This window comes from Nonomuraea sp. NPDC004702, from assembly GCF_053601695.1.
Genome location: NZ_JBSGCE010000005.1, coordinates 21,138 through 34,724 on the forward strand (window position 1 = coordinate 21,138; position 13,587 = coordinate 34,724).

The window sequence follows — 13,587 nt, forward strand, 5'->3', positions numbered from 1 at the left end:
GTCCCCCGTGTTTCAGCAGGTCAATGCCCCTGCTCTGATCGGCTAAACGCTCACCTCCACCCGCCCGGCCGCCACCCGCACGGCGTAGACGGGCACCTGGACGGCCTCCTCGTCCAGGCACGCCCCCGACACCAGCGAGAAGACCTGCTTGTGCAGCGGCGAGGCCACGGTGGGCTCGCCCCGCCTGGTGCCGACGATGCCGCGGGAGAGCACGTACGCGCCGCTGAACGGGTCGAGGTTGTCCAGGGCGTGCACGTGCCCCTCGTAGGTGCGGAACAGCGCCACCTGCCGGTCGCCGACCAGCGCGCAGACGCCGCGCTCCGGCGGCAGGGCCGCGTACTCGCAGACCGGGGTCCAGCTCATCGGGCCATCACCGGCCTGATCTGGCCGCGCTCGGAGGCGAACACGATCGACGGGTCGGGCACGCCGGGGGCGTTGACGAAGCTGACGAACCTGCCCAGCTTCTCCGGGTCGTCCAGGGTCGCCGCCCACTCGTCGGCGTAGGTGGCGACGTGCTGTTCCATCTGGGCGTCGAGGTCGGCGCAGATGCCGAGCGAGTCTTCCATGATCACCTTCCGGAGATGGTCGAGGCCGCCGTCCAGCGACTCCAGCCAGGCGGCGGTGCGCTGCAGCCGGTCGGCGGTGCGGACGTAGAACATCAGGAACCGGTCGACGGTCCTGATCAGGTCGCCGGTGCTCAGGTCGGTGGCCAGCAGGTCGGCGTGGCGGGGCCGGAAGCCGCCGTTGCCGCCGACGTACAGGTTCCAGCCCTGCTCGGTGGCGATGACGCCGAAGTCCTTCGACCTGGCCTCGGCGCACTCGCGGGCGCAGCCGGACACGGCCGACTTGAGCTTGTGCGGCGAGCGCAGGCCGCGGTAGCGCAGCTCCAGGGCGATGGCCAGGCCGACGGAGTCCTGGACTCCGTAGCGGCACCAGGTGGAGCCCACGCACGACTTCACCGTGCGCAGCGCCTTGCCGTAGGCGTGGCCGGACTCGAAGCCGGCGTCCACCAGCCGTCGCCAGATCTCCGGGAGTTGCTCGACCCGGGCGCCGAACAGGTCGATGCGCTGGCCGCCGGTGATCTTGGTGTAGAGCCCGAAGTCGCGGGCGACCTCGCCGATCACGATGAGCTTGTCCGGCGTGATCTCGCCGCCCGGGATGCGCGGGACGACCGAGTACGTGCCGTTCTTCTGGATGTTGGCGAGGAAGGCGTCGTTGGTGTCCTGCAACGCGGCCCGCTCGCCGTCGAGCACGTGCCCGTTGTGCAGCGAGGCCAGGATCGAGGCCACCGCGGGCTTGCAGACGTCGCAGCCGCGCCCCTGCCCGTGCTCGGCGATGAGCCGGGAGAACGTCGTGATCTTCCGCACCCGGACGATGTCGAACAGCTCGGCCCGCGAGTACGCGAAGTGCTCGCACAGCGACCTGCCGACCTCGACCCCCGACTCCTCTAGGAGCTGCCGGAGCATCGGCACGCAGCTCCCGCACGTGGTGCCGGCCCGCGTGCACGCCTTGAGGCCGGGCACGTCGGTCACGCCCAGCTCGGCGACGGCGTGCCGGACGTCCCCCGCGCACACGTTGTTGCAGGAGCAGACCTGCGCGTCGCCGGGCAGGTCGAGCGGCGCCCCGGAGCCGCTGAACAGCAGGTCGGAGGGCGGCGCGGGCAACGGCTTGCCGACGAACGGCCGCAGCGCCGCGTACGGCCCGGCGTCCCCCACGCAGATGCCGCCGAGCAGCGTGCGGGCGTCGTCGCTGATGAACAGCTTCTTGTAGACCCCGGCGACCGGGTCCATGTAGGTGACGTCGAGGGCGCCGTCCATCGCGCCGAACTGGGCGACCTCGACGCCGAGCAGCTTCAGCTTCGTGGAGGTGTCCCCGCCCGCGAACGACGACGTCCCGCCCATGATCCGGTCGGCGGCCACCTCGGCCATCGTGTTGCACGGCCCGACCAGGCCGTGAACCGTGCCGCCGGCCAGCGCGCACTCGCCGATCGCGTAGACCGACGGGTCGGCGGTGCGCATGCCGTCGTCGACCACGACGCCGCCCCGCTCCCCCACCTCCAGCCCGCACGCCCTGGCCAGCTCGTCGCGCGGCCTGACGCCCGCCGAGAACACCACGACCTGGCCCTCGATCAGCGTGCCGGACGGCGTGCGCACCCCGGCGACCCGGCCGTCCGGCCCGGTGACGACCTCCTGGACGCCCGACCCGGCGTGCACGCCGAGCCCGAGGGCCTCGATGTGGCCCTTGAGCACCGCGCCGCCGCCCTCGTCCACCTGGCGGGGCATCAGCCAGGGGCTCATCTCGACGATGTGCGCCCTCAGGCCGAGCGCCCGCAGCGCGTCGGCCGCCTCCAGGCCGAGCAGGCCGCCGCCGACCACGACGCCCTCGGCCGCGTCCCGGGCGGCCGCCCGGATGGCGTCCAGGTCGTCGATCGTGCGGTAGACGTGGGCGTGCTCGCGTCCTGGCACCGGCGGCACGAACGGCGCCGACCCGGTGGCCAGCACGAGCACGTCGTACGGCTCGGCGGCCCCGCCCTCGACGGTCACCGTCCGCGCCGCCCGGTCGACGGCGACGGCCCGGCTGCCCAGCCGTGTCACGGTCCCGGCGGGCACCGGGTAGGTGAGGTCGGCCAGGGTGGCCCCCGACAGGTACGAGGTCAGCGCCACCCGGTCGTAGGCCGGGCGCGGCTCCTCCCCGATGACGGTGATCCGCCCGTCGAAGCCCCGGCTCGCCAGGGTCTCCACGAAGCGGTGCGCGGCCGGGCCGTACCCGACGACGACGATCCTCCTCATACCGGCACTCCTTCCTGATCGCACAACCAGCCGACGATGCCCTCCACGGCGTCGCGGCAGGTGCCGCAGCCGGTGGTGGCCCTGGTGGCGGCGGCCACCCCGGCCACGTCGCGGGCGCCGGCCTCCCAGCACGCCCGGATCTGTCCCTTGGTCACGTTGTTGCACCGGCAGACCTCGGCCGCGTCCGGCATCAGCACCGGGCTGCCCGCGACCGGCGCCGGCGACAGGCCCGGGAACAGCAGGCCGGCGCGGTCGCCCGGCACCGGGCCGCCGCGGTCGAAGAGCTGGGTGAGGGTGCCGACGGCGTCGCTCTCGCCCAGCAGGATCGCGCCCACCAGCCGCCCGTCGCGGATGACGAGCTTGCGGTAGGTGCCACGGGCGCGGTGGCTGAAGCGCACCACCTCGGCGTGCTCCTCGCCGAGCTGCGTCTCGCCCATGGCGGCCAGCTCGACGCTCCTGGCCTTGAGCCTGGTGACGAGCCGGGAGCCGCGGTAGCGGGCCTTGCCGCCGGTGATCACCTCGGCCGCCACGGCGGCCTGCTCCCAGGCGGGGGCGACCAGGCCGTACACCGTGCCGTCGTGCTCGGCGCACTCGCCGACGGCGAAGATCGACGGGTCGCCGGTGCGCAGCTCGTCGTCCACGACGACGCCGCGCCGCACCTCCAGCCCCGCCGCGGCGGCGAGCCCGGTGACCGGGCGCACCCCGCAGGCCAGGACGACCAGGTCGGCCTCGACCAGCTCGCCGCCGGCCAGGCGGACGCCGTCCGGCTCGACCGCGGCCGCGCTGACGCCGGTGCGGGCCGCCACGCCGAGCCCGGCCAGGGTCTCGCCGAGCACCTGGCCCGCCTCGGCGTCGAGCTGGCGTTCCATCAGGTGCCCGGCCAGGTGCAGCAGCGTGACCGGCAGGCCGCGCCCGGCCAGGCCGCGGGCGGCCTCGATGCCGAGCAGCCCGCCGCCGACGACGGCCGCGCGGCGCGCCCGTCCGGCGGCCCGCATGATCCGCTCGCAGTCCGCCAGCGTGCGGAACGGCACGGCCCGCCCGACGCCGGGCAGCGGCGGCACGACCGCCTGGCTGCCGGTGGCCAGGACCAGCAGGTCGTACGGCTCGCGCCGCCCGTCCGCGGTCACCACGTGCCTGGCGTCCCGGTCGATGCGGGCGACCTCGGCGCCGGGCACGGCCTCCACGCCGTGCGCGGCGTACCAGGAGGGGTCCACCAGGCGCACCTGGTCGGGACGCGCGCTCCCGGCCAGCACGTCCGACAGCAGCACCCGGTTGTACGGCGGGCCCGCCTCGGCCCCGAACACGGTCACCCGCATCCGCGGGTCGCGCGCCCGCACCTCGCTGACCAGGCGTGACCCGGCCATCCCGTTCCCCACGACGACGAGCCTCATGAGTCCCTCTCCACCCTGACCGCGCAGACCTTGAACTCCGGCATGCCGGAGACCGGGTCGAGCGCCGGGTTGGTGAGCCGGTTGGCGCCCTCCCAGTGGAAGGGCATGAACACGGTGTCGCGCCTGATGGCGTCGCTGATCCTGGCCACCGCCCTGCTCCGGCCCCTGCGGCTGCTGACCCGCACCAGGTCGCCCGCGGCGACGCCGAGCTGCGCGGCCAGGTCGGGATGCAGCTCCACGAACGGCTCGGGGGCGGCCCGCACCAGCGACGCGATCCGGCGGGTCTGGGCGCCGCTCTGGTAGTGGGCCAGGACGCGGCCGGTGCTCAGGTACACCGGGTAGTCCGCGTCGGGCTCCTCGGCCGCGGGCCGGTGCTCGACCGGGACGAACCGGGCGCGGCCGTCCGGGTGGGCGAAGCGGTCCAGGAACGGCCGGGGCGTGCCGGGGTGGTCCTGCGACGGGCAGGGCCAGAAGACGCCGGTCTCGGCGGCGATGCGCTCGTAGCTGATGCCGGAGTAGTCCGCGACGCCGCCCGCCGCGGCCCGGCGCAGCTCGTCGAAGACGGCGGCCGGCTCGGTGTCGAAGCGGTGGCCGAGCCGGGCGGCCAGCCCGGCTATGACGTCCAGGTCGCTCCGGACGCCCTCCGGCGGCGCGACGGCCCGGCGGCGGAGCAGGACGCGGCCCTCCAGGTTGGTCATCGTGCCGCTCTCCTCGGCCCACTGGGTGACCGGGAGCACCACGTCGGCCATGGCCGCGGTCTCCGAGCGCACCACGTCGGCCACGACCAGCAGGTCCAGCCCGGCGATCCGGCCGCCGACGTGCCCGGACGCGGGCGCGGACACCACCGGGTTGGACCCGAACAGCAGCAGCGCCCGCGGCCCCCGCGGGGTGCCGAGCGCGTCCAGCAGCTCGTACGCCGTCCGCCCCGGCCCCGGCAGGTCCTCGGCCCGCACGCCCCACACCCCTGCCACGTGCGCGCGGGCCGCCGGGTCGTCGATCCTGCGGTAGCCGGGGAGCTGGTCGGCCTTCTGGCCGTGCTCCCTGCCGCCCTGGCCGTTGCCCTGGCCGGTCAGGCAGCCGTAGCCGGAGCCGTACCGGCCGGGCAGGCCGAGCGCCAGGGCCAGGTTGATGAACGCGGTGACGGTGTCGGTGCCCTTGGCGTGCTGCTCGGCGCCACGCCCGGTCAGCACGTACGCGTTCCCTGCGGCGGCCAGCGCGCGGACGGCCTGCCGCATCCGGTGCACCGGCACCCCGGTGACGCGCTCGACGCGTTCGGGCCACCAGGCGGCCAGCGAGGTGCGCACGTCGTCGAAGCCGGTGGTCCTGGCGGCCACGTAATCCGCGTCCACGAGGTCGTCGGCGATCGCCAGGTGCAGCAGCCCGAGGGCGAGCGCCAAGTCGGTGCCGGGCGTGGGCTGCAGGTGCAGCCAGGCGAGCCGGGCCGTCGGGGTGCGGCGCGGATCGACGACGATCAGCCGCGGCCCCGACAGGTGCCGGACGAACGGCGGCATGGTCTCGGCCACGTTCGCGCCGGCCAGCAGCACGACGTCGGCGCCGGCCAGGTCGGTGACCGGGAACGGCAGGCCCCGGTCCATGCCGAAGGCCCGGAGGGAGGCGGCGGCGGCCGAGGACATGCAGAAGCGGCCGTTGTAGTCGATCTGGCTGGTGCCGAGCGCGACCCTGGCGAACTTGCCGAGCTGGTAGGCCTTCTCGTTGGTCAGCCCGCCGCCGCCGAACACGGCCACGGCGTCGGGGCCGTGCTCGGCGCGGATCGCGCGCAGCCGGGCGGCGACGTGGTCGAGGGCGGTCTCCCACTCCACCGGCTCGCCGTGCAGGAGCGGCGTGGTCAGGCGTTCGCCGTTGGTGAGCAGCTCGGCCGCCGTCCAGCCCTTCTGGCACAGCGCGCCGGGGGCGTTGGCGGGGACGTCGGTCCTGGGGGTGATCTCCAGTGCCGGGCCGATCTCCATGCCGCACTGGAGGGCGCAGTAGGGGCAGTGTGTCTTCGTCATGTCAGACCCGCGCGTGGGCGAGGCTGGCGACGACCGTGACGCCGACGGTGCGCGTGTAGCACCACCAGGTCAGCGCCAGGCAGCCGGCGTAGAAGACGGCGAAGGCCAGGAACGCAGGCGCCGGGGTGCCGGCCGCGGCGAACGCCATGCCGAAGGCCCGGTTGACGAGGAACCCGCCGAGCGCGCCGACCGCCGAGATGACGCCGATCGCCGCCGCGGCCTGGCGCCGGCCGTGCAGCAGGGCCTCCGCGCCCGCGCCGCGCTCGGCGACCGCCTTGGCGTGGAAGATCGCCGGGATCATCCGGTACGTCGAGCCGTTGCCGATGCCCGCGGTGAGGAACAGCAGCTGGAAGGCCAGGAAGAACAGCCAGAAGCCGCCCGCGACGCCGGCCGCCCAGGCCAGCAGCACCCCGGCGCCCATGGCCGCGAAGTTCCACTGCGTCACCCGCGCGCCGCCCAGCCGGTCGGCCAGCCAGCCGCCCACCGGCCTGACCAGCGAGCCGAGCAGCGGCCCGGCGAAGGCGACCGCCGCGTACGGCGCCTCGGGGAACAGGCTCTTGCTCAGCAGCGGGAACGCCGTCGAATAGCCGATGAACGACCCGAACGTGCCGACGTACAGGACCGACATGATCCACGTCTGCGCCCGTCCGGCCACCGCGAGCTGCTCGCGCGGCTCGGCCCTGGCGCCGGCCAGGTTGTCCATGAAGAACCACGCGCAGGCCGCGGCCGCCACGATGAACGGGATCCAGAACCAGCCGGCGGCGGCCGTCCCGAGCGAGCCGATCACCAGCGGCACGACGAGCTGCACCGAGCTGACCCCGACGTTGCCGCCCGCCGCGTTCAGCCCGAGCGCCAGCCCCTGCCTGCCGCGCGGGTAGAAGTAGGTGATGTTGGCCATGCTGGAGGCGAAGTTCCCGCCGCCCACCCCGGCCAGCGCCGCGATCACCAGGAACAGCCAGTACGGCGTGCCGGGATCGTTCACCGCCACCCCGAGCAGCACGGCCGGGACCAGCAGCAGCGCCGCGCTGGCCACGGTGAAGTCGCGCCCGCCGAACCGGCCCGGCCCGAACGTGTAGGGCACCCGCAGCACGGCCCCGACCAGGTTCGGCAGCGCGACGAGCCAGAAGAGCTGGTCGGTGGAGAAGTCGTAGGCCCCCATCCTGGTGGCCACGACGCTCCACAGGGTCCAGACGGTGAACCCCAGATGCTCGGCCACGATGGAGAAGACCAGGTTGCGCCGGGCGACGTGCCTGCCGGTCCGCTGCCAGAAGGCCGGGTCGTCGGGGTGCCACTCGGTGATCCAGCGCGCCATCGATCTCTCCTCCGCTCGGCGTCGGGAGCACCACGGTAGGAGGGCCGCGTTACGCGTTCCGGCAGCCGGCGGGGGTACGGCGGTTACGGGTGATTCACCGCGGTAACAAGGCGCGCACAACCGTCACCGGCGAAACACGCCGGTAATGATCGGAGTTCTGGCTGGTTACGTGGTCTCCCCCGGGGTAACAGCACTCATGGCAAGGGGGGAATAATGATCAAAAAGCTGCACCAGATGGGCATCAAGTCAGGCCACATGTACGCCGCGGGGCTGGCGTCCATCGGCCTGTCCTTCTGTTCCTGGATGATCTCCAAGAACAAGGAGGGCGCGGGCCTCGACCGGGCCGACCGGTGGGGGATCTTCATCGGCGAGTGGGCGCCCACGTTCTTCGCGATCGGCGTCGCGCTGCGGATCGAGGAGACCCATAAGGACCTCGAAGAGCGCGGCACCGAGATGTTCGACAGCACGCAGGGCCAGCGGTCCCGCTCGCACGTCGGAGTGTGACCAGGAGGCCGCGCAGGCCACGCCGGGGGGCCGGCCTGCGCGGCACACCACTTCGCCGGCGTCCTCAGCTTCGCCGGCGTCCTCAGCTTCGCCGGCGTCCTCAGCGGGACAGCCGCTCCAGCGGCTCGTCGGTCAGCCGGTACTTCAGCCACTCGTCCTGCCGCACGGCGCCGAGCTTGTCGTAGAAGGCGATGGACGGCTCGTTCCAGTCCAGCACCGACCACTCCAGGCGCTGGTAGCCGCGTTCGGCGCAGATCCTCGCCAGTTCCGCCATCAGCGCGCGGCCGTGGCCGCCGCCCCGGTGCTCGGGGCGCACGTACAGGTCCTCCATGTAGATGCCGTGCACGCCGCGCCAGGTGGAGTAGGTCAGGAACCAGATCGTGAAGCCGACGGGCTCGCCGTCCTGCTCGGCGACGTGCGCGAACACGGCGGGCCGCTCGCCGAAGAGCGAGGTGCGCAGCATCTCCTCGGTCACGCGCACCTCGTGCGCGGCGTTCTCGTACGTGGCCAGCTCAAGGATCATGCGCACGATGGCGGGGACGTCTGCTGGGGTGGCGGGGCGAATCATGCGCACAGGGTAGCCAGCGCATTTGGTTGAACCGTCCACCGCCCCCGTACGTCGTTACGGCAGAACGGTATTCGGGGGACCGTCTGGAAGCTCAGCCCGGATGACCGAATGGGGACGGAAACCGTGGGCGTTTTAGAGGAGCTGGGGGTTCGCCTGCCCCCGTATCCGGACATCAGGCTCGCGCTCGTGCTCGGTGAGCGCGCTTTGTACGTGAACGGGGATCTGCAGACCGCCAGACGCTGGTTCGACTCGGCCTACCGGCAGGCCGAGGCGTGCGGCGACGTGCCCGCCCTGGCCAGGGCGGCGCTCGGCCTGGGCGGGGTGTGGGTGCAGGAGCACCGCACGTGCGCGGAGTCGGAGATGGTGCGCGCGCGTCAGCGGCACGCGTTGTCGCTGATCGATCCGCACTCGTCGCTGGCGCTGCGACTGCGGATCAGGATGACCGGGGAGGAGGACTACAGTGCGGGCGGCCACGAGGAGATCCTCCGGCTCGTCGCGCGGGCCAGGAGCGCGGGCGATCCGGCGGCGCTGGCCGAGGCGCTGAGCCTGGCCCACCACTGCCTGCTCGGGCCGGAGCACGGGCCGGCCCGCCTGGAGCTGGCCAGGGAGCTGATCGGCCAGGCGGCGGTCACCCGGCGCAGGGGCGACCTGCTGATGGGCCTGCTGTGGCGGACGGTCGACCTCTACCTGGCGGCCGACCCGCACGCCGGACGCTGCCTGGAGGAGCTGCGGGGCCTGCTGGCCGAGCACGACCACCTGGCCGTCGGGTTCGTGACCGACGTGATCAGGGTGATGCTGGCCATCCGGGCGGGCCGGTTCGAGCAGGCGGAGAAGATGGCCGGCGACTGCTTCGAGCGCGGCGTCCAGGCCGGCGACATGGACGCCACCGGCTGGTACGGCGGCCAGATCGCCGCCATCCGCTGGTACCAGGGCCGCACGGCCGAGCTGCTGCCGGTGCTGGCCGACCTGGTCAGCTCGCCCACGCTCAGCCCGGTCGACAACTCCTACCTGGCGGGCCTCGCGCTGTCCGCGGCCACCTCGGGCGACCGCAGGGCGGCGGCCGGCCACCTGGCCCGGCTGCGCGGCCGGGACCTGGCCGACCTGCCGAGGTCGAGCACGTGGCTGTTCTCGATGTACTGCGTCGTCGAGACCGCCCACCTGCTCCAGGACGCCGGCGCCGCCGCCGAGGCGTACGCGCTGCTGCTGCCGTTCGCGGCTCTGCCGGTGGTGGCCAGCCTGGGCGTGCTCTGCCTGGGCTCGGTGCAGCACAGCCTGGGCATGGCCGCGCTCACGACCGGCGACGTGGACCGCGCCGCCGGGCACCTGGCGGAGGCCGTCCGGGCCAGCCTCGCGCTCGGCCACTGGCCCGCCGCGACGCTGTCGCGCTGGCGGCTCGGCCAGACGCTCGCGCTGCGCGACGGGCCGCACGACAAGGCGGCGCGGGCCGCCCAGAACGCCGCCGCGCAGGAGGCCAGGGAGCTCGGCATGGTGCTGCCCGCCGTGGTCGGCAGGGCGGGCGCGGCGCACGGGGCGTTCCGGCTGCGCAGGCACGGACGGCACTGGCAGGTCGAGCACGGCGGGCGGCTGGTGGTCGTCGAGCACAGCGTCGGCATGCAGCACCTGGCGACCCTGATCGCCAACCCGGGGCGCGAGATCCTGGCCGCCGACCTGGCCGCGGGCGCGCCGGCGCAGGACAGCGAGCCGGCCTCGGCGCAGCCGGTGCTGGACGACCTGGCCAGGGAGACCTACCGGCAGCGGCTGACCCAGTTGCAGGCCGACATCGACGAACTGGAGGCGATGAACGACCTCGAACGGGCCGCCGCGCTGCGGCTGGAGCGCGAGTGGCTGGTGGCCGAGCTGTCGGCGGCGACCGGGATCGGCGGGCGGGCGCGGCCGTTCACTGGCACGGAGGAACGCGCGCGGATCGCGGTGGGCAAGGCGATCCGGCGGGCGATCTCCCGCGTCTCGTCGGCCGACCAGGCACTGGGGGACGAGCTGCGGGCCACCGTGCACACGGGCGTGCGGTGCAGCTACCGGCCCCGTTGACGGCCGTACGGGCGTGCGGTGCAGCTCCCGGCCCCGATGATGGCAGCACGGGCGTGCCCCCGCGGCGCGCCCGTACCTTTCGTCCGGGACACTGGTCGCAGGAACCAGACGAACGGACAAACAGCATGGAACACCGCACACTCGGACGTACGGGACGCCAGGTCGGCGTCGTGGGCCTCGGCGCCTGGCAGCTCGGCGCCGACTGGGGCGAGGTGAGCGAGGACGAGGCGTTCGCCACCCTGGAGGCGGCCGTGGCGGCGGGCGTCACGTTCGTCGACACCGCCGACGTCTACGGCGACGGCCGCAGCGAGCAGATCGTCGGCCGCTTCGCCAAGGCGCATCCCGGGCTCACCGTGGCCACCAAGATGGGCCGCCGGATGGCGCAGGTGCCGGCCAACTACGTGATGGACAACTTCCGCGCCTGGAACGAGCGCTCCCGGCGCAACCTCGGCATGGACACCCTCGACCTGGTCCAGCTCCACTGCCCGCCCACCCCGGTGTACTCCTCCGACGCGGTCTTCGACGCCCTGGACACGCTGGTCGCCGAGCAGAAGATCGCGGCGTACGGCGTCAGCGTCGAGACCTGTGAGGAGGCGCTGACCGCCATCGCCCGGCCCGGCGTGGCGACCGTGCAGATCATCCTCAACGCGTTCCGGCTCAAGCCGCTGGAGCGGGTCCTGCCCGCCGCCCGCGCGGCCGGGGTGGGCGTCATCGCCCGCGTCCCGCTGGCCAGCGGCCTGCTGTCGGGCCGCTACGACGAGCACACCGTGTTCGCCCCCGACGACCATCGCACCTACAACCGGCACGGCGAGTCGTTCGACGTCGGCGAGACCTTCTCCGGCGTGGACTTCGCCACCGGCCTGGAGGCGGTGCGGCGGCTGGCCGGGCTGGTGCCCGAGGGGGCGTCCATGGCCCAGTTCGCGCTGCGCTGGATCCTCGACCAGCCCGGCGTCTCGGTCGTCATCCCCGGCGCGCGCAACCCCGGCCAGGCGCGGTCCAACGCGACCGCGGCCGACCTGGAGCCGCTTCCGGAGAAGACGCTGGAGGCCGTGCGGGCCGTCTACGACGAGCTGATCCGGCCGCAGGTTCACGACAGGTGGTGACCCGTTGACGGTGCGGCTTCCCGGGCTCTAATGTTTAGGAAACTTTCCTAAGCAATTCTCGCCGCGCGCACACCTTCGAGGAGCCCCGCATGAACGCGAGAAGACGGACCGCCGGCTGCGCCGCCCTCGCCACGGCCCTGGTCCTGCTGGGCGCCCCGGCCGCCTCCGCCGCGCCCACCGGCTGCACGTACCAGCTCAACCAGGCCGAACGCTGGGCCACCAGCTACTGCCCGAGCGGCACCAGCGAGCACCGCATCCACGTGATCCAGCGCCACTTCCTGCCCGAGGTCGGCCTGATCCCGATCGAGGGCCCGTGGGTGCCGGCCGGGCAGATCTCCTACACCGGGATCACGCCGCACACCACGGTGAGCGTCTGGGTGGACACCCGCGGATGAACACCAACGGCTACGGCGGCTTCTGTCCGCACGCGACCATGACCCCCAACGGCTACGGCGGCTTCACCGCCCGCTGACGCGCGGCCTCCCTCCCTTGCTGACGTGTGGCTTCCCCCGCTTACGCGCGGCTTCACCGCCCGGCGGCACGGGAGCTTCGACGCCCGCGTCAGGGGTGGCTCGCATCAGGGGTGGCTCGCGCCAGGGATGGCTCGCGTCAGCGCCCGCGGCCCCTTCGCCTGCCGTACGCCAGGTAGGCGATCGGCCCGAACGGCTGCACGAAGATGCCCAGCCACCAGACGCCCTTCCAGCCGTGGATCTCCCGCTGCGGCCGGCGCCACAGATCCACGGCGGCGGCCCCGGTGAGCACCAGCTCCGCCGAACCGAGCCCGAGCAGCACCGCCCGCCGCCGGCCCGACATGTCACTCCATCGCACGGCCGAACACCCCGATCGACCTCTCTGACGCATGGTCGAGCACCCCGATCGACCTCTCTGTCGCATGGCCGAACACTCGGATCGACCTCTCTGACGCATGGTCGAGCACCCCGATCGACCTCTCCATCGCATGGCCGAACACTCGGATCGACCTCTCTGTCGCATGACGCTGAGCGCTCCGAGCGACCTCTCTGAGGACAATCCCGTCCTTCCGTCGTCTACCCCACCCGTCGCCTCCCGGCAAGCCCCCTTCGCCCCCGGCCGGCCGTCACCGCCGGATCGCGATCTCGTAGGAGTAGCGGTCGCCACGGTAGATCGACTTGGCCGCCTCGACCGCCCTTCCCCGCTGGTCGTAGGCCACCCGTTCGACCAGCAGCGCCGGCGCCAGGGGCGCCGCCTCCAGCAGCTCCGCCTCCTCCGGCTCCAGCACCGTCGCCCTGATCGACTGCTCGGCCCGCTCCAGCCTGATCCGGTACGCCCCCGCCAGCACCTCGTACAGCGACCCGCCGAGCGGCCGGTCGAGCAGACCGGGCACGAACGCGGCCGGCACGTGGGCACGCTCCAGGCACATCGGCGAACCGTTGGCCGTACGCACCCGGCACAGCCGCACGACCGCGTCCGCCGGGCTGATGCCGAGCGCCTGCCCCACCCGCGCCCCGGCGGGCACCTCGGCCGCCTCCAGCAGCCGCGACCCCGGCTCCAGCCCCCGCCCCCGCATGTCCTCGCTGAACGACGTCAGCTCGATCGTCTTGGCGATGCTCCGGTGCGCGACGAACGTCCCCGCCCCCTGGACGCGGTAGACCCTCTGGTCCGTCTCCAGTCGGTCGACCGCCCGCCGCACGGTCAGCCTGCTCACCCCGAACTCCTCGGCGAGATCGCGCTCGGCGGGCAGCCGTTCGCCCGGCTTCAGCTCGGTCTCGATGAGCGTGAGCAGATGGTCTGTGAGCCGGCCGATCTTCGTCACGGGTGGTCGTCCTCGGTCAGGGGGTGCTCTTGACGCTCCGATCGTAATTGGGCTATACCAATCGGGCAAGTGA

Annotated in this window: 12 protein-coding genes; 4 read left to right on the top strand and 8 right to left on the bottom strand. The window is 73.5% G+C overall.

What is annotated here, in order from left to right; genetic code table 11:
* Positions 1 to 42: 42 nt before the first annotated feature.
* Genes nirD through ACWEJ6_RS08690 form a run of 5 tightly spaced genes read right to left on the bottom strand, consistent with a single transcriptional unit; the run spans position 43 to position 7,501 of the window.
* A complete protein-coding gene (gene nirD / locus ACWEJ6_RS08670; protein ID WP_358284421.1) occupies positions 43 to 363 on the bottom strand; it encodes a nitrite reductase small subunit NirD in 321 nt (106 codons plus the stop codon).
* Entirely contained in the window at positions 360 to 2,789 is a 2,430-nt protein-coding gene (gene nirB / locus ACWEJ6_RS08675; RefSeq protein ID WP_452422459.1) for a nitrite reductase large subunit NirB, read from the bottom strand. Before nirB ends, nirD begins: the two co-directional genes overlap by 4 nt.
* Positions 2,786 to 4,180 (bottom strand): FAD-dependent oxidoreductase, encoded by a 1,395-nt coding sequence (locus tag ACWEJ6_RS08680; RefSeq protein WP_387663758.1) that lies wholly within the window; start codon positions 4,178 to 4,180, stop codon positions 2,786 to 2,788. The genes nirB and ACWEJ6_RS08680 overlap by 4 nt, the downstream gene beginning before the upstream one ends.
* Positions 4,177 to 6,189 carry a molybdopterin oxidoreductase family protein gene (locus ACWEJ6_RS08685; RefSeq protein ID WP_452422461.1) on the bottom strand — a complete coding sequence of 671 codons (2,013 nt, stop codon included), beginning with the start codon at positions 6,187 to 6,189 and terminating at the stop codon, positions 4,177 to 4,179. Before ACWEJ6_RS08685 ends, ACWEJ6_RS08680 begins: the two co-directional genes overlap by 4 nt.
* Position 6,190: 1 nt before the next feature.
* Positions 6,191 to 7,501, bottom strand: a complete 1,311-nt coding sequence (locus tag ACWEJ6_RS08690) for an MFS transporter (protein ID WP_452422463.1) — start codon at positions 7,499 to 7,501, stop codon at positions 6,191 to 6,193.
* Positions 7,502 to 7,714: 213 nt separating this feature from the next.
* On the opposite strand from ACWEJ6_RS08690, the gene ACWEJ6_RS08695 reads away from it, so the two are divergent.
* On the top strand, positions 7,715 to 8,005 hold the full coding sequence (locus ACWEJ6_RS08695) for a hypothetical protein (RefSeq protein ID WP_352358938.1): 291 nt from the start codon (positions 7,715 to 7,717) through the stop codon (positions 8,003 to 8,005).
* Positions 8,006 to 8,105: 100 nt separating this feature from the next.
* On the opposite strand, the gene ACWEJ6_RS08700 is transcribed toward ACWEJ6_RS08695, so the two are convergent.
* Positions 8,106 to 8,573, bottom strand: a complete 468-nt coding sequence (locus tag ACWEJ6_RS08700; RefSeq protein WP_452422465.1) for an N-acetyltransferase family protein — start codon at positions 8,571 to 8,573, stop codon at positions 8,106 to 8,108.
* 123 nt (positions 8,574 to 8,696) lie between these two features.
* Between ACWEJ6_RS08700 and ACWEJ6_RS08705 the strand changes: the two genes are divergently transcribed.
* The 3 genes from ACWEJ6_RS08705 to ACWEJ6_RS08715 all read left to right on the top strand — a co-directional run bounded on the left by ACWEJ6_RS08705 (position 8,697) and on the right by ACWEJ6_RS08715 (position 12,117).
* Positions 8,697 to 10,619: a hypothetical protein gene (locus ACWEJ6_RS08705; protein ID WP_452422467.1), complete on the top strand. Its 1,923-nt coding sequence runs from the start codon at positions 8,697 to 8,699 to the stop codon at positions 10,617 to 10,619.
* A gap of 125 nt (positions 10,620 to 10,744) precedes the next feature.
* Positions 10,745 to 11,722, top strand: coding sequence for an aldo/keto reductase (locus ACWEJ6_RS08710; RefSeq protein WP_452422469.1), 978 nt, complete (start codon positions 10,745 to 10,747; stop codon positions 11,720 to 11,722).
* 89 nt (positions 11,723 to 11,811) lie between these two features.
* Complete coding sequence (locus tag ACWEJ6_RS08715; protein ID WP_452422471.1) at positions 11,812 to 12,117, top strand: hypothetical protein; 306 nt, start codon at positions 11,812 to 11,814, stop codon at positions 12,115 to 12,117.
* Between the two features lie 214 nt (positions 12,118 to 12,331).
* Here ACWEJ6_RS08715 and ACWEJ6_RS08720 read toward each other — a convergent pair whose 3' ends face one another.
* Together ACWEJ6_RS08720 and ACWEJ6_RS08725 are read right to left on the bottom strand one after the other, a co-directional pair.
* A complete protein-coding gene (locus ACWEJ6_RS08720) occupies positions 12,332 to 12,550 on the bottom strand; it encodes a PLDc N-terminal domain-containing protein (protein WP_357965447.1) in 219 nt (72 codons plus the stop codon).
* 268 nt (positions 12,551 to 12,818) lie between these two features.
* Positions 12,819 to 13,514 carry a GntR family transcriptional regulator gene (locus ACWEJ6_RS08725; RefSeq protein ID WP_358284400.1) on the bottom strand — a complete coding sequence of 232 codons (696 nt, stop codon included), beginning with the start codon at positions 13,512 to 13,514 and terminating at the stop codon, positions 12,819 to 12,821.
* Between the last annotated feature and the right edge of the window lie 73 nt (positions 13,515 to 13,587).